Raw genomic sequence first — 24912 nt, 5'->3', positions numbered from 1 at the left:
TGTCGTATTCTATCCACCGTCTTTATCCATAGAACAATTGGTTATTAGTATAAACATGAGCCCGACCATTTTATCATTTATTATCCAAAGCAGGTCTTTCCTCTGTCCTGTCCCTTCTCAGCCTGCAAACCGTCAGCCCCGCAGCAATTCCCAGAGCCGCGCCGCAAAGCACATCTGTCGGAAAATGAACGCAGAAATAAAGCCTTGAAAACGCAATAAGTATTGCCGTGGGAATGGCAAAGGCAGCCGCCTTCCTGCTGTACTTTGCCAGAATGGACGCCGATACAAAGGACGAGAAGGAGTGTCCCGAGGGGAAGGAGTACCCCGACGGCGGCGATATGGCAAGTATTATGCCGGGGTCTGCGATAAAGGGTCTGTCCCTGGCTATAAGGGGCTTGAGTATAAGATTTCCCGCCGCAAGGCAGACCACAAGCCCTATTGCCATTGTGACTCCCAGCCTGCGGTGTTTTTTCGAAATAAGCAGACCTATGGTCAGTGCTATCCAGATAATGCCCCAGTTTCCCGCATGGGTGAACAGCTTCATGAGAACGTCCATAGCCGTGCAGCTGAGATGCTCTCTGATAAATGCAAGAATGGCAAAATCCATTTCGTAGATCTTATCAAGCATTATAATATACCTCTGATGTACTCGGCAAGCTCCTCCGCCATCTCCTTATGCTCCTGATAACGGGGGTGTCCCGGTGTAGCGGCTCCGTTTCGCTTGAAGAGCATATGATAAGCGGGAATGCCCTCAGCTTTGAGCTCGCATACTGCCTCGTCAATTGCCCTGTCCCATTCGGGGTCGTGCATAAGCAGGGTGGTGAGGAAGATATATTTTGTATTATTACCGTAATGAGCATGGATATTCCTTACAATGCCCTTGTAGCCCTCTTTCCACTTTGTACGTGTCACGCTGTCGTAAATGTCAATATCGTCCTTGTCGGTAATGCCGTTGTGCTTGTCGTTCTGTCCCAGCGCAAATACCGCTATATCGGGAGTGTATCTTGAAAAATCCCACTCTGTCAGCTCGCCCCCCTCGGGGAAATAGCACATCTTGTCATATACCGACTCCATGCCGATCATCTTCGGCGCATGGAAATATCCCGTATCGTCAAAGACCGCAATGCCGCCCTGGGAAACGTTCTGTATCTGCGCGCCCAGCAGCCTTGCAGTCTGCCAGGTGTAGCTCAGATATGAGTTGTCGTATACGCTGTCATGGGAAGCAGGGTCGGAGCGTCCCACAAAATCATATGCCTCAGTGACCTCGCCTGCGGAAACGCTGTCACCGTAAAATTCCAGCTTTAATTCAGGCTTTTCGGGAGCTGCCCCAAATTCCCCGTCGCAGGAGAAGCCTTTCAGAGAAAAGCTCAGATTTGCAGCGTGCATTTTGTAAAGTATAAGAGTATGCTCCTTTTCGGGCTCAAGGGAATTTGCCAGCTGATAGGTCATATCCTTTCCGTTGTTGTCCCTGCTTAAAGTCACCCTGCCCATACGTCCGTCTATGACGTAGCCCAGTGCCACAGTGCCCCATACGATATTTGCATTAACGCAGGCAGATATCCGGGTTCCTCTGAAGCGCACCTCCGCAGAGGAGGAGGGAAAATAAAAATATGCTCCCTCCTCCTTCATATCTATCCTGCCGGAATAATTTATTTTTTCGCTTCTGAAATCAAGTTCCATAGCCATGTCCTCCTGCCAAAAATAATATTATCCAAATTATAACACAGTTCGATTTTTATTTCAACCCGTTCAAGCAAATTTAAAAAAAACAAAAAAATAATATTTTATATTGGTCATAGGTATTGATATAATGTAAATTTAAAATAAGGTATAATTATAATATATTATACTAAATAAAATACACGGCGCAGGGAGGCGGTCAGATGAAGAAACGCATACAGGTCAACCACCTGGGATATATGACAGGAATGCCCAAAAACGCCGTATGCAGAGTAACGGCGGGCGTTTTCTATATTGTTGAAGCCGCCACGGGAGTAAGCGTATATGCAGGCCGACTCACCTGCCCCTATTTTGACAGAGAATCGGGAGACACGGTAAGGCTTGCGGATTTTTCGGATTTCAATACCTGCGGCACATATTTTATCCGCGCAGGCTACAGGCGGTCGGACGTTTTCGAGATATCCGACGAGCCATATAAAAACATAAGAAAGACCGTTCTTGACGGTATATTTGCAGGGCGCTGCGGCTGTGACCTTTCGGGAGAGACCGACCGCTGCGGAAGCTATGCCCACAGAGAATGTCACACCGAGCCTGTAACCAAGCACGGCAGCTTTGCCGACGCATCGGGCGGCTGGCACACAGGCGGCGGATATGCAAAAAGCGTCCGCAGCACCTGTCTGGCGGCAGCGGATATGCTGTATGCGCTGAAGCTTTTCGGAGAAAGCTTTTCGGCGGAGGAAAAAGAGCTTATCTCGGACGAATGCAGATGGGGTCTTGAGTGGCTGCTGAAAATGCAGGACAGGGACGGCTCCGTATATAACGGCATATCAGTCTGCGGAGCGGATATGGCGTCCCCCGAGGAGGATAACGGCGCTTACTTTTTTTCGGATAAAAGCTGTTCTGCGGCACTGCTGTTCACAGCAGCTGCAGCGCTGGGAGCGAATTTCTTTGCCGAAACGGACGCCGCATTCTCAAAGAAGCTCCGTCATGCTGCAGAGCTTAGCTGGATAGCCGCTCTCAGTACACAGGAGTACGAAAACTACTGCCGCAGACTTGGCAGCGCCTCCGAAAACGGAGACGGACTTAACGCCATAGAAAGCGAATTTATGTGGGCGATGTGCGAGATGTACTCGCTTACGGGCGAAAGCAGCTTCGAGCAGATGATAATGGAGAAATATATCCTGTCCTCCTTCTACGGCTTCGGATATTCCACCTGCGGCGGCTTTGCGGCGCTGTCCTACCTGATGAACAGCCGTACCCGCGACCGCTCCGCAGAAGCGTTTATCAGAAAGCGCCTTGCCGACAGAGCGGACAGAATGGCAATAGCCGTAAATTCCAGCGGCTACCGCACTGCCAGAAGCGCAGGAGGCGGATATACATACGGCAGCAATTTTGCTGTACTTTCCGACTGTATGGACTTCATCACCGCCTATCTTATAAGCGGTGAGCGGGAATATCTCTCGGGAGCAATTGACCAGTTCGGCTATATATTCGGCAAAAATCCCATGGGCATATCCTATGTCACAGGGGTGGGAAGCGAATGCTGTCAGATGCCCTGCCACTGTATGAGCGCCTCAATGGAAAACGATCCCCCCGTTCCCGGAATGGTGGTAGGCGGCGCAAACATCGAGCGCAGCGATGAATATTCCAAGTGGCATATTGAAAAAGGCACCCCTGCGGCAAAATGCTATGCCGACAATAATTACAGCCTTTCCACAAACGAGCCTTCTGTGCATTTCTCGGCTCCTCTGATCTTCATTTCCGCCTTTTTCGACAAGGTTGGAAGAAGCGCACTTACAGGAAGATAAAATTTTCCCCGTATTCCTTTCGGAGTACGGGGAATTTTGTTGATACTATTATCAGCCTATGCAGAAAAAGTACAGCTTGTCATCACAAAGGATAATGCCGCTCTTCCTCAGTCCGAGCCTAATTTCGCATATATGTAAGTGTCCTTCCAGATAGGCTTTCCCTGCTCGTCTGTCCAAAAGTAAACATTCTTTCTGAGATGAGCCTCCCTGTCGAAGCCCAACGCCTCAAGCAGTCCCCGGGAGCTTGTATTTTCGGGGTCGCATTCGGCAAATATCCTGTGTATGCCGTCCTCGAAAGAGCACTTGATCACAGCCTCACAGCTCTCTTTAGCATAACCCTTTCCCCAGTATTTCCGATTAAAAACATATCCTATCTCAAGGGAATTGTACTCTCTTTTGCCGAGATAAATGTTGCCTATCATTTTATGCTCGCTTTTAAGCTCCACAGCGATCATCTCGTCTGTTCCGATACGCCACTCAAGATTATCCCTTGTTTCCTCAAGGCTCATTGCCTTGTACGGCTCAAACCTGACCGCCTCGTCATCGGATAAGTATTCATACAGGTCGCTCAGGTCATCGTAAGTATACCTGCGGAGGATAAGCCTGTCGGTTTCAAGTATCATAACAATTCTCCCTTCAGATAATTTTCCGCTTCCTGCCTTGATTTAAAGATCACAATATCTTTATCATTGTATTTTTGGAGCAGCCTATAAATTTCGGGCAGCTTTTCGCGGGGAAAATCAATTATACATTGTCTGAACTCGTCATCAAATCCCGTTTCCACCCAAGGCATATCTTCCCTTTTGGTGCCTGTCCTTGCTTTCGCCCCCGACAGGCATACCTCAAGGGGAAGGTCAAGCAGAAATACGGTGTCACATTTCTCCAGCCGTACCTCAAGAGTTCTCTGGTAATTCCCGTCAATTATCCACCTGTCCTCCGATAAAATTTCGTCAAGCTTTTTGTCAAATTCCTCGCGGGAAATATTGGTCTTATCGGGCTTGTGCCATATCATATCCAGATAATAAAGGGGCAGCCCCGTCATATCTCTCAGCCGCCTTGCAAAGGTGCTTTTCCCGGACCCGGGACTGCCGATAACAATAACCTTACGCAGCATATCCTGCCTCCTTGCTGACAGCGGTAACAGAGGTATTTCAGTCTTTCCTTACCTCCGGGAGCTTTACCGATGACATTTCGCACCAGGCGGGGAAAAATCCGCATTTAGCCGCCAGCCTCTGGGAGATGATGTTGCCGCTCCATGTGCCGTAATAGGGGATATATCCTGCCCCGAGCAGCTCGGCGGCACAGGCGGAAACAAGAGCCGCCCCCACGCCCATTCCCCGGAATTCGGGAAGCACATCTATGCCTATCTGCGCCATAACAGGGCTGTCATTTGACGCCCCCGCAATGCCCATTATCCGCCTGCCGTTGACGGCGCATACAGCAAGAATGTCCCTTCTCGCCCCATCGCTGCGGTACAGCAGAGCATTTGAAAAACCTTCGCAGGAATAAAGCTCGCTTATTTCCGACCCCTCGAACACTCTGAGGGAATAGCCTTCGTGTCTTGCGCCGCTTCTGTAAGGCGTTATGGGGAGATAATACTGGCTCTGATGACCGATGCAGCAGCCGTGGGTAAACAGCTCCCTGTTAAGAGCGGAAACTGCGGCTGCTTCAAATATCTCCGCACCGCCTCTCTGCTCCGCAAGCAGCTTTGCGTAGGGGGCAACGGCACTGTCTGCGGCTATTACCGCACTCATGCCCATGGAAGCCGCACGAAAAAGGGGCGGCTCATCGGTAAAAAGCCGCCTGCCCTCATTATTTTTTGGAACTGTTACTTTATTTTCGGAGCCGAAAAAGTCTTCGGGAGAGCAGTTAAGGTCTGTTGCCAGCTGCTTAGCCGCCGCAAGCTCCATTTCGCTGCGTATTATCATCTGCTCCCTCCTTATTAAAGCGGCGAGGTCGCGCTGTAAGTTTGTGCGGATCGGTCAGCTTTGTCTCCGCGCCGATAGATCGTGTATCAGCTAATATACCGGTCAGTATATTTGTATCGTTACCGAGCCGATAGTCTGACGTCCGAATAAATTACAGAACGCCTCGCCGCGGGTCGTCACCCGCCGCTGCGGGTCGTCACCCGCCCGCCGCTTACAATTTAAATTCGGAAATAAGGTCTTTGAGCATTGAAGCCTGACCGCTCAGCTCCTCGCTGGAAGCGGCACCGGACTGAGCGGTGTCGGCAGTGGAGCTTACGACCTCGGAAATAGCGTTTATTCCGTGGAAAACGCTGTCCATAAATTCGCTCTGCTCTCTTGCGGTATCGGAGATGCGTCCGATGTTCTCGTCCACACGGGCGGTGTCGGCAACAGCCTCGGAAAGCGCCTTTGCTGTGGAATCTGCAAGAGCCGCGCCTGCCGCAACAGCTTCGGTGGTCTGATTTATAAGCTTGGAAGTGCGGTTAGCAGCCTCTGCGGACTTTCCGGCAAGGTTTCTTACCTCGTCGGCAACAACTGTGAAGCCCTTGCCCGCCGCACCTGCTCTTGCTGCCTCAACGGAAGCGTTAAGTGCAAGGATATTGGTCTGGAAAGCGATATCGTCAATGGTCTTGACGATCTTTGCGGTCTCAGCGCTCATTTCGGATATCTCGCTCATAGCCGCCAGGAGCTTATTCATCTCACGGTTGCTCTCCTCCAGCTTGACCCTTGCGCCCTCGGCAAGCTGACGAGCTTCGCAGGCGTTTTTGTCGCTGTCCTTGACCTTTTCGATGATAACGGACATATCGGAGTTGAGCTTTTTGAGGTTTTCGGTCTGATCGTAAACGCCCTCGGCAAGACGGGTGGAGGATTCAGCCACATTTGCGGCACCCATATTTACCTGTCCCGAAGCGACCTCTATATTATTAAGAGTATTTCGCATAGAATTGATAATATTCGTCAGCGACTCCTTGATGGGAGCAAAATCGCCGATATAATCCTCGGTGACGCTTACGGTGAAATCGCCCTTTGCCAGGCGGTCGAGCTTGTCGGAAATATCCGAGATATACCGTCTGGTGGTATCGGTGCAGCGGGCAAAATTCGAGCAGAGAACGCCTATATCATCGGTTGAATTGTAATCAAAGGATGCGGAGAGATCACCTGCGGCAATTTCCTCGGCAACAGCGCTTATCTTCCTCAGAGGCTTCACGCTCACCTTGATAACGCCCACCACAACTGCGGTGCCGCCTGCAAGGAATGCGAGGGTGAGGATAAAGTAAATGACTGCAAGCCCGTTAAGAGAGCCGTCAATGTCATTTTTGGGGCAAACATAGCCCAGCGTCCAGTCAGCGGAGGAAAGACGGCTGAAAATGAAATATTTAGCCTTGCCGTCCGAGTCCTTGTTGAGCTTCATATAAATGCCGTCCGATAGCTCGGAGAGCACCTGCGCATAATCTCCGCCCGCGTCGGCAGCGGAGGTGATGACAGCGTTTCCGTCCTCTATCTTCGGGCTGAGAGCCTCATTTCCGTGGAGCATGATGTTTCCGTCGCCGTCAATAAGAACAGGGGAGCCGTTCTCGGTAAGCTTCATCTCGCCTGCCAGCTCCATTATGTAGTCAAGGGTGATGTCGCAGCCGAATACGCCCACTTCATTGCCGTTTTCGTAAATAGGCGAAGCAACTGTGATTATCATTGCGCCCGTAGCTGTATCGATATAGGGAGCGGTGAAGATAGTCGAACCCGAATTGAAGGCGTCCTGATACCAGCCTCTCGTGGTGGGGTCAAAGCCCTCGGGAAGGGTGGAGGTGTCGGTAACAGCCATGTAGAGCGCAGTGTCGCTGTATGCGGTGTAGCAGTCGAGCAGAGCGTCGTTTAGGACCATAGCCGAATCAAGGAGCTTGTCGTTAAATCTGCGGTTGCCCGCACCGGGAACAAGGTTGCCCGCAGCATTTGCCTGGGCTGCGCAGAAGGTAGCCTGCTCAGAGAGCCAGGCGTCAATTTTCTCCCTGTAAACGGTAATGGACTGCTCCGCCGATAACTGAACGCCGCTTTTCGTCCTTGTATAGGAGAAAGCAAAGCCGATAACGGATATAAGCGTAAGAGCAACAGCAATGGTAATAGCTACCGAAATAATAATTGATCTGATAAGACCCGCCGATTTTTTTGAGCCGTTCATATTTCACATTCCTTTTTTGTTAAAATACAAATTTCTACGGAGTGATACTTACATATAGTATAGCATATTTTACCGCAGATTTCAACATATTTTTTATAAAATGGGGATAATTATTCTGCATTTTTTACGTATTAGGTGAAAAGCTTGGAAGAAAAGGGTGCCCGACGATGAATGAAAACGTTATAAACAGCTATACTGCGATATTTTCCCCATAAAATGCCTGTGTAAAATTACACAAAGGAAATGTTAAGATTAAATGAAATCCGACCGTCACCGACAAAATATTTACTAAAAATGTGCTGTTTTCAACAGTGGGTATTGTTTAATGTGCCGAAAGCACTGTCAAAAATGACGGAATTAACAAAATCGGGTTGATTTTTTCGTCAGTTGAGTTATAATTATTACAAAGTGTAACCACTTTGTAACCATTTTGTCCCCGTTTTGATATTCTCCTAAGGAATGTCATTATATAAAGAAAGAATTTACGGGCAAAATCACAAGCATATCCCCTCTGCTGTCTGCATTTTTTGTCGGTATAGCCTAAAGATATAAAAGGGCTATTGATTTTAAAGGGGATTTGTGCTATAATCAGAAAGTTAACTGTTTGAAAGGAAAGGAGATGCTGTTATGGCAGAAAAGCGAAACCGCAAAGCTTCGCTTATCGAAAGCGTGGGCGAGCAGGTCTGCCGCACCGCAGGACTTACCGCAGAGTATGCTGTCCGTATCCTGAACAGCACCGTCTCCGCAGTCAAGCACTCCTCCGCCCCCTTCGGACAGGACGTATCGGCATTTCTCAGGGAGGCTCTCAGAGTTCCCGTATCATCTGTAAAGGCAAAGAAGGAAAACGTTTCCGAGGCATGCTCGAGATTTAAGAGAAGGTCAAAGATATTCGGCGTGCGCAAAGCTGCGGCAATGCAGTGGAAGGAACACCGCCTGGCGGTGAGAAGAAAGGGCAGCGCCCTTGCTTCCGTTGTGGATATCCTCTTCCCTGCGGCTTCGGTCTGTCTCCTTGTGTTCTGCGTAAACACGGTAATGTCAAGAGATTATGGCGTTGCCGTTGAATATGACGGCGCCCGTGTGGGCGTTGTAAGCGGCGAAGAGGTGCTGGGCGAGGCTCAGTGCGTGGTTGCCGACAGAGTGAAGTATTACGATACCGAGGGCGATTATTACGTTACCGCAGCCCTTGCCATCACTCCTCTCACATCAAATGACAGCGTCATCGACGAGACTGCCCTTGCGGAAAATATGGAGGGCAGAATGTCGGAGAAATACAGCGAAAAGCCTGTTGCTGCCGAGGAAGAAGCTCCCGCCGAGGAGATACCCGAGTTTGAAAACGGAAAGAAAAAAGCCTATGCCGTAAGAGTAGACGGCGAGCTTATCGGAGCCGTTGAAAGCTATGAACAGATAGAAAATGCCCTTGATATAATCAAGAAGCCCTACGATTCGGGCGAATATCAGGAGATCTGCTTCGACAAGGACGTTGAATACGACCTTGAGGAATACGTTGACGAGGAGCAGATAGTTTCCGAGAGCAGTATCCTTCAGACTCTCACAGGAGTTGAGTCCGCACCCGAATATTACGAGGTGCAGCCCGGAGACAATCTCTGGAACATAGCAGAAAGCAAGGGAATGACCCTGGCAGAGCTGAGCGGCTGCTATGCTACCTATAACGGAAAGGTAATAGAGGATCTTGAGCATCAGGTCCTCAGAGTGGGAACGCTCATTCAAATAGAGTCCGAGGTGCCTTATTTACAGGTAGAGTGCAAGAAGGAAGTCACCTTCCGCAAGGAGCTTCCCTTTGAGTCCATCACTATCGAGGATTCCTCCCTCCCGTCGGGTCAGGTGGTCATCGATACCGTGGGACAGAACGGCGAGCAGCGCTCAAGAGCGCTGGTTACATACAGAGAGGGTACGGCAGTAAGAAAGCGCACTCTCGAGACTGTTACAGTTACCGAGCCCGTCTCCGAGATAATCCGTGTAGGAACAGGAGCAGGTGAGGGCACTATAAACTACAGCGCACCCGAGTTCATCACCGAGGGCGGTACAGGCGATTACTTCTGGCCCGTTGACGGCGGATATATCTCCGCACATCAGGGCGACGGAAGAGGCCATAAGGGCATAGACATCGCAGCACCCTACGGAACGCCCATCTACGCGGCGGCAAGCGGTACGGTAATAGACGCAGGCACAGGCTGGAACGGCGGCTACGGAAACTGCATCATCATTCAGAACGATGACGGCAATGTAACGGTATATGCCCATCAGGCAGAGCTTGCAGCAAAGTACGGCGATGTTATCGAAAAGGGTCAGCTTATCGGATATGTGGGAAGCACGGGAGATTCAACAGGAAATCATCTCCACTTTGAGGTCCGCAAGGACGGAAAGTATTACGATCCCGAGCTTTACGTATCTCAGTAAAAATAAGTTTACGGCTTAAATCAGCGGCAGACGATAGAAGAACTCCATCGTCTGCCCTTTTGCTGTATATAATAGTATAAATTAAGACAGAGGGGTTTTTCATTTGGCAGGAAAGCGCATTTCGGGAAAAACAACAAAGCAGATCGCTGCACAGGGGGACACATTTGCCGAGGACCTGACAAGATACATTGAAAAAAGCGGAATGACCATACAGAAGCTGTCCGCGGTAACAGGTCTGGGCAGGACCGCCATTCAGCATACCATCGCAGGAAAGCTGGTGCCTGCCAAGAACTTTATCGACAGGCTCTGCGCCGCCCTTCCCATGACACCCGAGCAGCGTGACGAGCTTACCGAACGCTATGCCAGGGAAAAAGCAGGGGAAGCGGCGTATTATAACCGAAGCCGCATAAAGCATATTATAGAGACCCTGCCCCAGTACCGCATATCCGACAGTATAACAGGGATATCGGTAGATGTGGACAGCCTGAAGGACTGCACCATAAAAAGCGTTTCGGGTCTTGTGAACGTAAACAACCTGATGAGAACGGCACTGCTGAAGGAGTCCTCACTGCCGTCCCCGAAGCTCATCACCGCCATACCCTTTGAATATACCGTATTTTTTGAAATGCTCCTGCAGATATTTTCCGCGTCGAGAGCGGGACTGCGCCTTGAGCATTATTTCAGAATGTACACCTGCGCCCGGGGGGAAAAGAACGTCAATATGGACACCCTCCAGGGAGCACTTAAAATAGCCATCTGCGCCGCCATAGACTACTCCCCCTATTACCATTATGTTGACCGTGAAGCAGGAGAATGTCTGCTGACGGCATACCCTTATTTTATGATATCCAGCGACTTTTCCATTCTTGTGTCCTCAGACTTTTCCTCCGCCCTGCTTATCGGCGACAAGGAGCTGAGAGCGGAGCTTATCAGACATTCCGAAAGGATAAAAAGCCGTTCCTCCCTTATGATAACGCGTGTGGGACAGGCGGAGATGTTCGGGGTATTTGCAAACTGCTCCCCCTATTTCTGCAGCAGCATCGAATATCAGCCCTGCCTTACGGCATACGTAAGCGAGGATATCCTGCAGAGAAGGCTGGGTGACGTGCCCCACAGAGAGGATATTCTGCGGACGGTGAAGGAGAAATTCTTTGAAGCCCCGAAGCAGGACACAAGCCGTTATAAAAATTATTTTACCAAGGAAGGACTTATTTCCTTTGCCAAAACGGGTAAAATGACTAATATGCCGGGGTCGCTGCTCACTCCTATGAGCTGCGAGGAAAGGATATATTTCCTTGAGTCTATGAAGGCAGACTCGGGAAGCTATATAATGCTGTCCGAGGACTTTGCGGTGCCCTCCTTTATGCAGGTAATATGCCTTACGAACCGAACGATCATCATTTCCTGCCTGACGGAGGAGATCAAATTCTGCTGCCTGCTTACGGAACCGGGGCTTTGCGGAGCCTTTGAGGATCTCATAGACAGTCTGGGAGACTCGGGACTGACCGAAAATGTAGGCATATTTTCGGCAGTGATAGACAGCTGCATTGAAATGATAAAAAGATCCGATGTTGAGAACTGTGCGGAAGGCTCTGCTTTGGAAACCGAGCTTGATGCATAAAAGAGGAGGAACATATGCCCGAGCTATATGAAACAGGGGCGGAGGAAATGCCCGTAAAAGCCGTTATAATAACCGTAGATACGGGAGAGTTCGATGCCGAGCTTTCCTTGAAGGAGCTTGAGGAGCTTGCCCATACCGCGGGAGCGGAGGTCGTGGGGCAGGTGATACAGAAGCGCCCCACCCCCGATACAGCCACCTATATCGGCTCGGGAAGGCTTGCGGAGCTTGCCGCCGAGATAGAAGCCTTAGGGGCGGAGCTGCTCATATTCGACTGCGAGCTCACCGCCAATCAGACGAGAAATATCGAAAATATGACCGATGTGCGGACCATCGACCGCACTACTCTTATCCTTGATATATTCGCCCAGAGAGCATTATCTGCCGAGGGAAGGATACAGGTAGAGCTTGCCCAGCAGAAATACCGCCTTGCCCATCTTGCAGGCAAGGGCATATCAATGTCCCGTCTCGGCGGCGGAATTGGCACAAGAGGTCCCGGAGAGTCAAAGCTTGAGACCGACAGGCGGCATATCAGACGCAGGATAGAGCTTCTGGAAGATGATCTGGAAGAGATCCGCCGCCGCCGCGACCTTATCAGAAAGCGCCGCAAAAAGGACAGCGTCCTCACCGCCGCAGTGGTGGGCTATACAAACGTGGGCAAATCCACCCTTTTAAATGCCCTCACCGATGCGGGAGTGCTGGCGGAAAACAAGCTTTTTGCCACCCTTGACATAACCTCCCGTTCCATCGAGCTGCCCGACGGACGAAGCGTGCTGCTCACCGATACGGTAGGGCTGATAAGACGTCTCCCTCATCACCTTGTGGAAGCCTTCAAAAGCACCCTCGAGGAAGCGGCAAACGCCGATATTATCCTCAATATCATAGACATAAGCTCCGACGACGCATACGGACAGGCAAAGGTCACAAACGAGCTGCTGTCCGAGCTGGGCTGCGACGGCATACCCAAAATTGACGTGCTCAATAAGTGCGACAAGCTCCCCGGCTTTGAAAATATCCCCGAGGACAGCACCACCGTAAAAATATCCGCCAAGGAAAAATTCGGCTTTGACAGGCTCCTTGAATGTATCGCCGCAAATCTCCCCGAGCAGGCGGTAAGGGGCAGCTTTGTCATTCCCTATGACAAGGGCGGGCTGCTTAACACCATCAGGGCAGACGGAAAGATATTCTCCGAGGAATACACCGAAAGCGGCACCCTCATTGACGCGCTTGTGGATAAAAAAGTGCTCTATATGGTGGAAGAATACCGCTGTGAACAGGAATGATGAAAAATTATGCCCTATATTCTCATAATTTTCGGTATCGCTTTGGTAATAATATCTGTACTCGCCCGAAAAAATGCACTCAGAAAAGAGAATGAGCTTCGGAGCTTCATATCTCTTGCCAAGGAATACGAGGCGGTGGTGCTTGACACTCCCGCGGAAAAGAAGAAGCGGTCGGCGGTGATACAGATACGTATCGAGGAGCAGAAGCGAACCCTCGTCCACCGCTGCACAGAGCCATTTTGCGGCGAATACAAGCGGGGAGACAGGATAAATGTGTACCTTATCGAGCAGATGCCCGCGGACCGCTCTCTTATCAAGGGGGACAACCGCTTTGAGAAATTCATAAGCACAGAAAAGAAGCTGCGGCTCCCTGCAAGGATATTCGGGTCGGCTGCGGCTGTCATCGGGATAATACTTCTTTTTCTTAGATGAAAAACTTGTGAAATAGTAGAATTTTTCCGAAAAATGTGTTATACTTAAAGCAAGCGGGTGACTGCCCGCAGCGAGATGTTCTGTAATTTATCCGGGCGGCAGACTGTCGGCTCGGTAACGTTACAAAAATATTACCACAAATATATTGCCGCAAATTATAGTTATATCGGAGATGATAAAGTGACACAGCGTAAAAGAACCGAAATAGGCAAAGGGATAGGAATGACCGTCCTCACAGACCCTAAGTTCAAGACCAACGGAATTGTTGTAAATCTTGTGTGCAGACATACAAAGGATACAGCTGCTGCAAATGCAGCAGTTGCCTTTATGATAGAAGATACCTGCAAAAAGTACCCTACAGTGACCGAGTTCAACAGGCGGCTGGGTATGCTTTACGGGGCAAGCGTGAATACGGGCATAAGCCGTCACTGCGACAGCGTGCAGATAACCGCCGCAGCCTCCTGCATCGCGGATAAATACGCCTTAAACGGGGAGGACATCACCCGTCAGACCGCCGAGCTGCTCACAGAGTGCATTTTTGAGCCTGTGACCGAGGTTGTAAACGGGGAGGAATGCTTCCCCGAAAAGCAGTTTAAGCTGAAAAAGCAGGAGCTTATTGACGATATCGACGCAGATATCAACGATAAAAGAGGCTATGCCTTGAAAAATGCGGGCAGGATAGTCTATGAAGGCGAGCCTGCGGGAATACCCCTCAAGGGCGAGCGCTCCGAAGCAATGGCTCTTACAGCTTCGGAGGTATATAAGGCATATAAAAATATCCTCCGAACTGCAAGGATAGAGATAGTCTGCGTGGGCTGCGAGATATCCCCCGAATGCGAAAAGCTTATCATTGACCGTTTTTCCGCAATGGACAGGGGAGAGATATATGAGCCCGAAAACAGCACCTCTCCCGCAAAGCCCGGACCCATAAGCAAGACCGACAGGCTGGAAGTGGCACAGAGCAAAATGGTCATGGCGTATAAGACCCCCGAGACGGATTATGCCGTATCAAAGCTCTTTAATGCGCTCCTCGGCGGCACACCCTTTTCAATGCTCTTCAAGAGCGTAAGAGAAAAGCTGAGCCTCTGCTATTACTGCTCCGCCAGCGTCAGCCGCAAAAAGGGAGTGCTGTTTATCGACAGCGGCGTTGAGAAGGACAATATCGAGCCTGCAAAGGCAGAGATAATAAGACAGGTCGAGCTGGCGGCAAAGGGCGAATTTACCGATGAACTGCTCCAAAAGACCAAGCTTCTCCTTACCTGCGCCCTGAAATCCGTTTTCGACTCACCGAAAGCCGCCGCAGACTGGATATCCGACGGCTACCTTGACGGCGATATCTTCACCCCCGAGGAAGCGGCTGAGCGGATAAACGCCGTAACAAGAGAGCAGATATGCGAATACGGCAGGTCTCTCACGCTTGATACTGTCTATGTGTTAACGGGAAAGGAGGACTGAGCCATGACAAAAGAGATCATTTCAAACGCCCGCACAGGGGAAAAATACACAAGAGTGCTTCACGACAGCGGACTTGAGATACTTATCTGGAAGACCGAAGGCCACAGCGTAAAGCACGCCCTTTTCGGCACCCGTTACGGCTCTGTGAACACCACCTTCAAGACCTCCGACGACCCTGATTTTGTTACCGTCCCGAGCGGCATTGCCCATTATCTCGAGCACAAGCTTTTCGAGAACGAGGACTGCGATGTTTTCGACCTCTACGCACAGACGGGAGCCTCGGGAAACGCCTACACCTCATTTGACAGGACCTGCTATCTTTTTTCCTGCACCGACAATTTCATACCCTCCCTGAGAATACTGCTGGATTTTGTCCGGAAGCCCTATTTCACCGAGGAAACAGTCCGCAAGGAGCAGGGGATCATCGGGCAGGAGATAAGAATGTACGACGACAGCCCCGACTGGAAGGTGTTTTTCAATCTCCTTGAGGGGATATACCACGAAAATCCCGTAAGGATAGATATCGCAGGTACACAGGAGTCTATCGCGCAGATAAACGCCGACCTGCTTTACCGCTGCTACAATACCTTCTACAATCTCCACAATATGGTGCTTGCCATTGCGGGAGATGTGGACGAGGAGGAGATACTTTCCGTCTGCGATGAGCTTTTGAAGCCCTGCGAGAATAAAAATCTCATATCTATAGTTCCCGAGGAGCCTGACAAGGTCAAGGACAGCTATAAGGAGCAGAGCTTCGAGGTAGCCGTTCCCATTTTCAATCTGGGCTTCAAATCAAAGCCTGTGAGCAACGATGATATCGTCAGGGAAACCGTGCTCTGCAATATGGCGGAGGAGCTTCTTATGGGCGAGACCTCGGAGCTTTACAAGACCCTCTATGACGGCGGACTTATAAATTCCGCGTTTTATTTCGAGACATTTTCGGGAGACGGCTTTTTCGTTCCCATTTTCGGCGGCGAATCAAGAGACCCCGAAAAGGTCCGTGAGATGCTTGGTGCCGAGATAAAGAGACGTATTGCCGAGGGCTTTGACCCCGAAAGCTTTGAGATAGCAAAGAAGCATTATTACGGCTCTCTCATAAAGGGTCTGGGCAGCCCCGAGTCCATAGCCTCGGGACTCATAAACGCAGGACTCAGAGGAACGGGAGATGCATTCTCCGTTATCGAAGCGGTGGCAAATGCGTCCGTGGAGGACGTTAACGCCTGCCTTAAAACACGATTTGATGCGGATAACAGCACCCTTTCCGTTATCCGTCCCATAGAAAAATAAAAACCCCCGAAAGGACTGAACATCACAAATGAACGGAGTCGGAAGACTTTACGGAGATAACATCGTTTTTCCGGGACTGGGAATAGATATCACCGTTGATAACGAGGCATTTTCCCTTTTCGGACTGTCAATAAAGTGGTACGGAGTGCTTATCGCCCTGGGAATGCTGCTGGCAATGATATACTGCTTTAAGTGCACAAAGGAGTTTGGCATAGAGGGCGACCGCCTTACAGACGCAGTATTCGCAGGACTTATCGGAGCGGTCATAGGCGCAAGGCTCTACTATGTGGCGCTCCACGCCGAAAGCTTTCACGATATCAAGGAGGTTTTCGCCATAAGAGACGGCGGACTTGCCATCTACGGCGGAATAATCGGAGCGCTCCTGTTCGGCTGTATCACCGCAAAGCTGCGAAAGCTCAGGATACTCCCCACCCTCGACCTTGCCGCAATGGGCTTTCTTATCGGACAGTCTCTCGGCAGATGGGGCAACTTCTTCAATCAGGAAGCATTCGGCTGCAATACCACCCTCCCCTGGGGAATGTCGGGCGGAAAAATACAGCAGTATCTCGCAAATCATCAGGCGTCACTTGCCGCACAGGGAATGACCATAGACCCCTATGCGCCCGTCCACCCCTGTTTCCTTTACGAGTCAATATGGTGCGCTTTGGGATTTATCATACTCCACTTTTATCATAAGCACCGCAAATTTGACGGAGAGGTTTTCTGTATGTACGTGTTCTGGTACGGCATAGGAAGATTTTTTATAGAGAGCCTCAGAACGGACAGCCTGTATATCGGCAGCGTGAGAGCGTCACAGATGCTGGCGATAATAAGCGCTGTTGCCGCACTTGCCGTTATTATCATAATGAGGGTTAGAGTGAAGAAAAAGGGCATTTTGCTTTATCGCGATACCGAGGAATCAAAGGCTATACTTGAAGCTGCGGCAAATGCGGAAAGGGAAGAAGCCGAGAGGAAAGCGGCTAAGAAGCATAAGGAATTAACAGCAGAGCAGAAGATCGTTGAGGACGAGGAAAACGAGGAAGATAACTAACAAACAAACTCACCTGACCCCCAAAGATAAAAGTTTCGCTCAAGCCTTTTCAAAGGCTTGCGGGTTTCCAAGTAGGGCAATTGGTCTTGCATACAAGCCCCGCCCTTTGGTCGCCCTTCCGCAATGATAAACAAAGTTTATCTGCGAAACTCCTTATCCTTAGAAGAGCTCCGCAAAGGGGTGAATTGAAAACAGTCCTGTGGACTGTTTTCAAGAGGGGATTGGTCTTGTAAACAAGCCCCGCCCTGCGATAGAGGGCGTTCCCCTGGGATTGTTAAGGGCTTTGCCCTTAACACAATGCGCCACGGGCGCATTGCTAAGCGTACCCGATAATTCCAACTAAAAGCCTGATATTTTGAATTAACAAAAATAATATAATGGAGGAAAAAACAATGGCAAATCTTATCGACGGCAAGGCAGTATCCGCAAAGGTAAAGGCTCAGGTAAGAGCCGAAGCCGAAGAGCTGAAAGCAAAAGGCATATCCATAGGTCTGGCAGTAGTTATCGTAGGCGATAACCCTGCATCAAGAGTGTATGTGAACAATAAAAAGAAAGCCTGCGCAGAGGTAGGCTTTGAGTCATTCGAGTACGCTCTCCCCGAGGAGACCACCGAAGCAGAGCTTCTTGAACTGGTCAACAAGCTCAATAACGACAGCCGCGTAAACGGCATACTCGTCCAGCTCCCCCTGCCGAAGCAGATAAACGAGACCGCCGTTATCAACGCTATCCGCCCCGAAAAGGACGTTGACGCATTCCACCCCGAAAATGTGGGACATATAATGATAGGCGATTATTCCTTCCTCCCCTGCACCCCCGCAGGCGTAATGGAGCTTATCGCCGACACAGGCGTGGACGTATGCGGCAAAAACTGCGTAGTTATCGGCAGAAGCAATATCGTAGGCAAGCCCATGGCAATGCTCCTGCTCCATAAAAACGGCACCGTTACCATCACCCACTCAAAGACAAAGAACCTCAAGGAAATATGCTCACAGGCGGATATCCTCGTTGCCGCCGTGGGCAAGGCAAAGTTTGTAACTCCCGATATGGTGAAGGAAGGCGCGGTAGTCATTGACGTAGGCATGAACCGAAACGAAGAGGGCAAGCTCTGCGGAGACGTTGATTTTGAAGCCTGCAAGGAAAAGGCAGGCTACATAACCCCCGTTCCCGGCGGCGTCGGACCTATGACCATTGCAATGCTTATGAAAAATACCCTTACTGCCGCAAAGCAGGCGGGTGACGACCCGCAGCGAGACGTTCTGTAATTTTTTTGGGCGACAGACTGTCGGCTCGGTAACGGCAGGCTGAGCCTGCAGCCTCTCGTTCTAAAGTTTATCGGGGCGGCAGACTGTCGGCTCGGTAACGGCAGGCTGAGCCTGCAGCCTCTCGTTCTAAAGTTTATCGGGGCGGCAGACTATCGGCTCGGTAACAATACAGATAAGCTGGGATTTCTTTAAAAGCATTATCACCTGTTTTTCGGGTCATATCAAATAGTTTACGTATAAAAAAGTCTCTCACCGCTAAAAACGATGAGAGACATTTTTTATAACTTATCCAACAATTACGCTCTTATCTCCGCGCCCAGCTCGGAAAGCTTTTTGAGTGCCTTCTTAACAGCGCTGTCAGCCTGCTCGTCGGTAAGAGTACCCTCGTGGGAGCGCATTACAATGCTGAAAGCAACGGACTTCTTTCCGTCAGCTATCTGCTTGCCCTTGTAAACATCGAAAAGCTTGACGCTCTCGAGAATTTTGCCAACACCCTCGGTGATAGCCTTTTCAAGGTGAGCAACGGGGATATCATCGTCGCATACCACAGCCAGGTCTCTTGTGGTGGCAGGGAACTTGGGCAGGGGCTTGTAGGTCTTGGGAGCGGCAGCAGCCATAAGCTCGGGAAGGTTCAGCTTTGCCGCATATGCCTTAACGCCGATGCCGTAATTCTCAAGTGTCTCGGGGTGAAGCTCGCCGAAAATGCCTATAGCCTTTCCGCCTGCAAATACCTCCGCACATCTTCCGGGGTGGAATGCGGGCGCCTCACCGAAATTCTCGGAAACACCCTTGCAGGGCTCATAGGAAACATCAGCCGCACCCACAATATCAAGCAGCTGCTCGATAATTCCCTTTAAGCTGTAGAAATCGTAACCCTCGCCGTACATACCGAAAGCAATTCTTGCAGGCTCCTCGGGCAGCTCGCCGCCCCCCGGAAGATACTCATTGCCCATTTCAAAAAGCACAGCCTCGGCATTTCTGCTGTTGTAGTTTCTCGCCAGCACCTCGCACATAGAGGGGAGCATAGAAGTTCTCATAACGGATGTGTCCTCGCCCAGAGGATTTGTGATAACAACGGTCTTTCTGAGAACGCTGTCCTCGGGAAGGCGTATCTTGTCGAAATATTTGGGGGAGATAAAGGAGAATGTGGTTATCTCGTTTGCGCCAAGCGCGCAGGCAGCGTTCATGACCTTTCTGCTGAACTTCTGCTCGGGAGTAAGCTCGCCGCTCGCAACGCCGCGGATAATTGTCTGGGGAATGTTATTGTAGCCGTAAAGACGGGCAATTTCCTCCGCAAGGTCGTTTTTGTACTCAATGTCAATTCTGTAAGGAGGAGCGTAAGCAATGCCGTCCTTTACCTTGATATCAAGCTTTTCAAGATACTTTATCATATCCTCCTCGGGAATATGGGTGCCCAGGAAATTGTTTATCCATACGGGGTCAAAGGGGGCAGTTTTCTGAGTGTCCGCATGAGTGTCGCAGTCAATTATCGTGCGAACGACCTCGCCGCAGCCCAGCTCCTCAACCAGCTCAAATGCACGAAGCAGCGCAGGCATACACATTCTGGGGTCAAGACCCTTTTCAAAGCGTGCAGAAGCGTCTGTCCTCATTCCCAGAGCCTTTGCGGTGGTGCGCACACTTGCGCCGTCAAAGCAGGCAGCCTCAAATACCACATCAACGGTGTCGTCCATGATTCCGCTGTACTCTCCGCCCATAACGCCTGCAACGGCAACGGGCTTTTCGGAGTCTGCAATGACCAGCATCTTCTCGGAAAGCGTTCTCTCAACGCCGTCAAGAGTGGTTATCTTCTCACCCTCTGCGGCATTTCTTATCTCAATGGAATTGCCCTTGATGTAGCGGATATCAAAGGCGTGCATGGGATGACCGTACTCAAGCATTACATAGTTTGTGATATCAACAAAATTGTTGATAGGACGAACGCCGCTTGCACGAAGTCTTTCTCTCAGCCACAGGGGAGAGGGAGCGATCTTAACGTTCTTCACAACGCCTGCACAATACCGTGAGCAAAGCTTCTCGTTCTTTATCTGCACCTTGAGCATATCATTGATGTCTCCGTCAATGCCCTTGAAAGCAGGCTCCTTGATGTTAAGGGGCTTGTCGAATGTGGCAGCGGTCTCTCGTGCCAGACCCAGAACGGAAAGGCAGTCGGGACGGTTTGAGGTTATCTCAAATTCGACAGATGTGTCGTTAAGGTCGATTGCATCGCGGATATCCATACCGGGGGTAAGCTCTCTGCCGTCCTCGCTTTTCAGGATAAAAATGCCGTCGGCAATTGCATAGGGGAAATCGTGAGTGGTAAGACCCAGCTCGCCCAGAGAGCAGAGCATACCGTTTGAAGCAACGCCTCTCAGCTTGCCCTTCTTTATCTTCACGCCCCCGGGGAGTGTGGAGCCGTCAAGAGCGGCGGGAACTAAGTCCCCGATATTTTCCTCTCTGATGTTGGGAGCGCCCGTAACTATCTGAACAGGCTCAGCCTCGCCAACATCCACCTGACACACAACAAGGTGGTCGGAATTTTCATGGGGCTTAACGTCGAGTATCTTTCCCACAACAACGCGGGATATCTCGCTGCCCTCAGTTTCGTATTTTTCAACCTTGGAGCCGCTCATGGTAAGTCCCGAGCAAAGCTCCTTTATGCTCATGTCTCCGATATCAACATAATCGGAGAGCCATCTGACTGAAAGATCCATTTATTATTTTTCCTCCGTTCAAATTTATCTGTAAAATTCTTTTATATCCTTATCGAAAAGAAGCATTATTATGCTTGCGACAGCGTAAATGAAATAAAGCACATAATAAGGCGCTTCGCCCGTCAGCAGCTCCATTTCTCCGTTAAGGATATTGAGCAGAGCGAACGCTCCTCTTGTGGTCTGCAAAAAAATAAAAATATATTTTGCTGCCTTGAAGCCTTTGAAAAGAAGCGCCGCAAGAATACACATGATTATCGCTGTCAGAACTGTCTTGCTTGCTATCATCAGCCATACCGAAAAGACTGCACAAAGCGCTGCTATTATTCCAAGCTTTTTTCTGCCCGTATATTCGTTTGGCGCTGCCATATGGGAGCCTCCGTTAATTACCGATTTTTAGAACTGTCCCAAAAATCTCATATCATTCTCATAAAGCAGTCTCATGTCATTGATATGATATCTGCCCATGGTGATACGCTCAAGACCGATACCGAAAGCGAAGCCGCTGTAGACCTCGGGGTCAATGCCGCAGCCGCGGAGTACCTCGGGGTGGACCATACCCGAGCCTAAAAGCTCCACATAGCCCTCGCCCTTGCACATTGAGCAGCCCTTGCCGCCGCAGTTGAAGCATACAAGGTCAACCTCCGCGGAAGGCTCTGTATAGGGGAAATGATGGGGACGGAGACGGATCTTAGCGTCCTTGCCGTAAAGCTTCTTCATAAGCAGGTCAAGGGTGCCGTACAGATCGCCGAGAGTAACGCCCTTGTCGATAACAAGTCCCTCTATCTGATGGAAAAGGGGAGAATGAGTTGCATCAACAGCATCTGAACGGTAAACGCGGCCGGGAGAAATAATTCTGATAGGAGGCTTTCTCTGCTCCATAGTGCGTATCTGAACGCTGGAGGTCTGAGTTCTGAGGACAACGTTGTCGTTGATGTAGAAGGTGTCCTGAGTGTCTCTTGCAGGGTGGTGCTTGGGCATATTAAGAGCCTCGAAGCAGTAATGGTCAGTCTCAACTTCGGGACCGTCAACGATATCAAAGCCCATGCCCAGGAAAATTTCCTTTACCTCTTCAAGAGTAGCAGTAAGGGGGTGGAGACGTCCGGGACGGGGAGCCTTTCCGGGGAGAGTAACGTCAATAGTTTCCTCTGCCATCTTCTTAGCGGCAGCCTCGCTTTTGAGGGATTCAGCCTTTTCGGAGAGCTTTTCTTCTATCTCCGAGCGGACCTTGTTGGCAAGCTGACCGATAACGGGTCTCTCCTCTGCGGACAGACCGCCCATCTGCTTGAGGATAGCCGTAAGCTCGCCCTTTTTGCCCAGAAACTTAACTCTCAGCTCCTCCATAATTTTCAGGTCGTGACACTCCGACAGCTCCTGCTTTGCCGTCTGAAGTATCTTTTCAAGCTGTTCTTTCATTGATTTCTATCCTTTCTGAAAAATGTAATAAAAAAACCCGTACCCGAAATTAAACCATTCAGGCACAGGAGAAATATCTATTCCCGACTTTACGGAGCATAAATTCAGCTCGTACAAAGGCTAAGGACAGACATCCCCCCGACCTTAACGCGGTCATTCGTCCGCCCCTAATAACCGTTGTCCGCAAAGGAACACGACATTCAAGGCAGCCACTCACGGGCGAATTTCGGAACCGAACGGCACAAAGGGATTTCCAGCTCGTCCGAAGCATCGGACGCTCCCTATTCTCTGTGTATGCCAAAAGTGCACGGTGCTTACTGTATCCCGGTCAGCGTGTTTTTGTACAGCGCAAAATAATTGCTTCTTATATTATACAGTATGTTTTCGGAAAATGCAAGTGTTTTTTTGAAAAAAGTGCTTTTATAACGCTAAAAAACGCTGTTCCCAAATCTGAGAACAGCAGGTCGTAAACTGTAACCGAATTGTAATTGACAAAATATGCCGAAAAATATATAATAAAATCGGTACATATCGTACCACCCGAAGCAGCCACGTAAGGAAGCCAAAAGCTTCCTTATAAAACGGTAGGCGGTGATGTCTCCTCTTTTCCCTTCGCAAAATCCAATGGGAGGGAGGTGCAAATGTATATGACGATACTCGAAATTTGTGCGTTGTCAGCACTCGTTGTTGACGTGATCCGCCTTATCATAGAGATCTTAAATTACAGACGCAATATACAAATCGACATTGAAATTGTTGACTTTCAGCTCTTGCAAAAGCCATATATGCAAGCTTTTGCAAGGCTTCAAGTACAATTTCTAATGTCGATTTGTATTAAAAGACTGACCGCCCAAGTTACCGCCTTGAGCAGTCAGTTTCTAACATCACGTTAGAGACATTATTGACTTTCTAGGAGGCACACCGTCTATACGGCTGCTTCTTTTTTTTTATTATAGCATATCCCCATGCTTTTGTCAAGCGGGATTTTTTATCAAAGCATAATGTTTAGCCGAAAAAAGCCGCTCCCGATAATAAATATCGGAAACGGCTGAATATTATTCAGGCTCTCCCCTCTCCGCCGATCACGCCCGCATAAAAATCGCAAAGCTCTGCGGCGGTCTCAGCGGAATAGCTCTCCACACATAGCATAACTCCCTTGCCCGTGCGGACGGGACGGATAGTTACCCTGCCGTTCTCCCCGTCGCCTATAACGCCGCTCTCCTCCATTCCGGGAACGCACAGCCTTTTAAGCAGCTCCGAGGGGCGGTCAACGGGAATGTACCTGCTGATGTCCGCATATTCGGGAAGTCCCTCCAGCGCCTCTCCAAGAGTTTTCTCCTCCGAACCCAGGATATCGAGAACAGTGACCATAAGGGCAATGCTGTCGCTTGTGAACAGCTGCTCCGAAGCGGCTTTTCTTGCGGCAAGACATCTCTCCGAGGGGCTTTTCTCGTTAATGCACACCGCACCGCCGCAGCTCAGTATCTTCCTGCCGTAAAGTCCCGCCAGCTTTTCAAGGGCTCTCGGAGCCTTTCCGCATACCGCCGCGTCGCGCCCCTGCTCAAAAAGCCTGCGGCAGCAGAGCATAATAAGCTTGTCCCTGAAAACATATCCCGTCTCCTCGGAATATGCGGATATCCGCCTGCCGTCAGCGCTTATGCGGAAGGCGATGCGCTCCCCGTTTTTGCTGCCCTTTCCCTCAAGGATACGTCCGCATACCCTCATCACCGAGGGCGATGAGCTGTAAACGTCCGCATAGACCCGTGAAGGCTCCGAACGAAGCAGCGAGCCTATCCCTGCCGCATAGATATCCTCCGCACCGGCGAATATGCGAATGTCCCCGAAATGACTGTATGGCAGCTCTCTTGTACCCCTGAGCTCCCGTTCCACCGCCTCCTCGAAGCTGCGGTAAAGGGGCAGTCCGTCACCCGAAAAAAGCCCCAATGAAGCGGTTATCTCCGTGCGGACGTGGCAGCCTGCGTCACAGCCCAGCACCCTTGCCGCATATGCCGCCGCAGGAGCGCAGCAGTCCCCTGCGAATATGCACCTTGCCCCTGCCGCAGCCGCCCCCGAAGCAAAGGCATATGCCAGTGCGTCCGCCCCCGTTCCCGAGCCGTGAGCCGCGAGTATGGTACTGCCGCCCCTTTCCGCAGCCGCAGCGGCACAGGCGGCTCCTGCGGCAATGGAGTCAAAGGGAGTGATATTCCCCGAAGCAGAGGCGATAAGGCGGCTCTCTTCCTCAAAATGGAGACGTTCATCAAAGCTTTTCATAATTATGACCATTCCTTTCCCGGGAGTTTTTCTCCTTGTATAATAAATTTAGGTTAATAAAGGAGCCTATCTCCTGAAATTAG

19 protein-coding genes are annotated in these 24912 nt (G+C 50.2%); 9 read left to right on the top strand and 10 right to left on the bottom strand.

Translation table 11 applies throughout. The features are described 5' to 3' along the window. Positions 1 to 73: 73 nt before the first annotated feature. Both ACI4J0_RS11135 and ACI4J0_RS11130 read right to left on the bottom strand, forming a co-directional pair. Positions 74 to 628 (bottom strand): phosphatase PAP2 family protein, encoded by a 555-nt coding sequence (locus ACI4J0_RS11135; RefSeq protein ID WP_439765884.1) that lies wholly within the window; start codon positions 626 to 628, stop codon positions 74 to 76. Then, positions 628 to 1680 carry an electron transporter RnfD gene (locus ACI4J0_RS11130; RefSeq protein WP_439765883.1) on the bottom strand — a complete coding sequence of 351 codons (1053 nt, stop codon included), beginning with the start codon at positions 1678 to 1680 and terminating at the stop codon, positions 628 to 630. Before ACI4J0_RS11130 ends, ACI4J0_RS11135 begins: the two co-directional genes overlap by 1 nt. A gap of 203 nt (positions 1681 to 1883) precedes the next feature. Here ACI4J0_RS11130 and ACI4J0_RS11125 point away from each other — a divergent pair, with 203 nt between their 5' ends. After that, positions 1884 to 3488 carry a glycoside hydrolase family 9 protein gene (locus tag ACI4J0_RS11125; RefSeq protein WP_439765882.1) on the top strand — a complete coding sequence of 535 codons (1605 nt, stop codon included), beginning with the start codon at positions 1884 to 1886 and terminating at the stop codon, positions 3486 to 3488. 107 nt (positions 3489 to 3595) lie between these two features. Here ACI4J0_RS11125 and ACI4J0_RS11120 read toward each other — a convergent pair whose 3' ends face one another. The 4 genes from ACI4J0_RS11120 to ACI4J0_RS11105 all read right to left on the bottom strand — a co-directional run bounded on the left by ACI4J0_RS11120 (position 3596) and on the right by ACI4J0_RS11105 (position 7628). After that, positions 3596 to 4111, bottom strand: coding sequence for a GNAT family N-acetyltransferase (locus tag ACI4J0_RS11120; protein WP_439765881.1), 516 nt, complete (start codon positions 4109 to 4111; stop codon positions 3596 to 3598). Beyond that, positions 4108 to 4602 (bottom strand): adenylate kinase, encoded by a 495-nt coding sequence (locus ACI4J0_RS11115; protein WP_439765880.1) that lies wholly within the window; start codon positions 4600 to 4602, stop codon positions 4108 to 4110. The genes ACI4J0_RS11120 and ACI4J0_RS11115 overlap by 4 nt, the downstream gene beginning before the upstream one ends. Before the next feature lie 37 nt (positions 4603 to 4639). Further along, positions 4640 to 5416 carry a GNAT family N-acetyltransferase gene (locus ACI4J0_RS11110; protein WP_439765879.1) on the bottom strand — a complete coding sequence of 259 codons (777 nt, stop codon included), beginning with the start codon at positions 5414 to 5416 and terminating at the stop codon, positions 4640 to 4642. A gap of 211 nt (positions 5417 to 5627) precedes the next feature. Continuing rightward, positions 5628 to 7628: a methyl-accepting chemotaxis protein gene (locus ACI4J0_RS11105; protein ID WP_439765878.1), complete on the bottom strand. Its 2001-nt coding sequence runs from the start codon at positions 7626 to 7628 to the stop codon at positions 5628 to 5630. Between the two features lie 627 nt (positions 7629 to 8255). Here ACI4J0_RS11105 and ACI4J0_RS11100 point away from each other — a divergent pair. The 8 genes from ACI4J0_RS11100 to folD all read left to right on the top strand — a co-directional run bounded on the left by ACI4J0_RS11100 (position 8256) and on the right by folD (position 18434). Next, the gene (locus ACI4J0_RS11100; RefSeq protein WP_439765877.1) at positions 8256 to 10046 is read left to right on the top strand and encodes a LysM peptidoglycan-binding domain-containing M23 family metallopeptidase; all 1791 of its coding nucleotides are present in this window, start codon (positions 8256 to 8258) and stop codon (positions 10044 to 10046) included. A gap of 103 nt (positions 10047 to 10149) precedes the next feature. Further along, positions 10150 to 11667 (top strand): hypothetical protein, encoded by a 1518-nt coding sequence (locus ACI4J0_RS11095; protein ID WP_439765876.1) that lies wholly within the window; start codon positions 10150 to 10152, stop codon positions 11665 to 11667. Positions 11668 to 11681: 14 nt separating this feature from the next. Then, on the top strand, positions 11682 to 12947 hold the full coding sequence (gene hflX, locus ACI4J0_RS11090) for a GTPase HflX (protein WP_439765875.1): 1266 nt from the start codon (positions 11682 to 11684) through the stop codon (positions 12945 to 12947). Positions 12948 to 12956: 9 nt separating this feature from the next. Continuing rightward, positions 12957 to 13379 carry a hypothetical protein gene (locus tag ACI4J0_RS11085; protein WP_439765874.1) on the top strand — a complete coding sequence of 141 codons (423 nt, stop codon included), beginning with the start codon at positions 12957 to 12959 and terminating at the stop codon, positions 13377 to 13379. Between the two features lie 222 nt (positions 13380 to 13601). Then, on the top strand, positions 13602 to 14834 hold the full coding sequence (gene yfmF / locus ACI4J0_RS11080) for an EF-P 5-aminopentanol modification-associated protein YfmF (RefSeq protein ID WP_439765873.1): 1233 nt from the start codon (positions 13602 to 13604) through the stop codon (positions 14832 to 14834). Positions 14835 to 14837: 3 nt separating this feature from the next. Further along, positions 14838 to 16121, top strand: coding sequence for an EF-P 5-aminopentanol modification-associated protein YfmH (yfmH, locus tag ACI4J0_RS11075; RefSeq protein ID WP_439765872.1), 1284 nt, complete (start codon positions 14838 to 14840; stop codon positions 16119 to 16121). Positions 16122 to 16149: 28 nt separating this feature from the next. Beyond that, positions 16150 to 17172, top strand: a complete 1023-nt coding sequence (gene lgt, locus ACI4J0_RS11070; protein ID WP_439765871.1) for a prolipoprotein diacylglyceryl transferase — start codon at positions 16150 to 16152, stop codon at positions 17170 to 17172. Between the two features lie 392 nt (positions 17173 to 17564). After that, positions 17565 to 18434, top strand: coding sequence for a bifunctional methylenetetrahydrofolate dehydrogenase/methenyltetrahydrofolate cyclohydrolase FolD (gene folD, locus ACI4J0_RS11065; protein WP_439765870.1), 870 nt, complete (start codon positions 17565 to 17567; stop codon positions 18432 to 18434). A gap of 296 nt (positions 18435 to 18730) precedes the next feature. Here the strand turns inward: folD and pheT are convergent, their stop codons facing one another. The 4 genes from pheT to ACI4J0_RS11045 all read right to left on the bottom strand — a co-directional run bounded on the left by pheT (position 18731) and on the right by ACI4J0_RS11045 (position 24829). Continuing rightward, entirely contained in the window at positions 18731 to 21145 is a 2415-nt protein-coding gene (pheT, locus tag ACI4J0_RS11060; protein ID WP_439765869.1) for a phenylalanine--tRNA ligase subunit beta, read from the bottom strand. A 24-nt stretch (positions 21146 to 21169) separates the two neighbouring features. Further along, positions 21170 to 21511, bottom strand: coding sequence for a hypothetical protein (locus tag ACI4J0_RS11055; protein WP_439765868.1), 342 nt, complete (start codon positions 21509 to 21511; stop codon positions 21170 to 21172). Between the two features lie 27 nt (positions 21512 to 21538). Further along, entirely contained in the window at positions 21539 to 22558 is a 1020-nt protein-coding gene (pheS, locus tag ACI4J0_RS11050; protein WP_439765867.1) for a phenylalanine--tRNA ligase subunit alpha, read from the bottom strand. 1059 nt (positions 22559 to 23617) lie between these two features. Beyond that, positions 23618 to 24829 (bottom strand): hypothetical protein, encoded by a 1212-nt coding sequence (locus ACI4J0_RS11045; RefSeq protein WP_439765866.1) that lies wholly within the window; start codon positions 24827 to 24829, stop codon positions 23618 to 23620. Between the last annotated feature and the right edge of the window lie 83 nt (positions 24830 to 24912).

Origin of the sequence: Huintestinicola sp. (assembly GCF_051882455.1) — a bacterium.
GTDB lineage: Bacteria > Bacillota > Clostridia > Oscillospirales > Ruminococcaceae > Huintestinicola.
The sequence above is the reverse complement of the archived record's forward strand: the minus strand, read 5'-3'. Positions and strand labels throughout refer to the sequence as shown.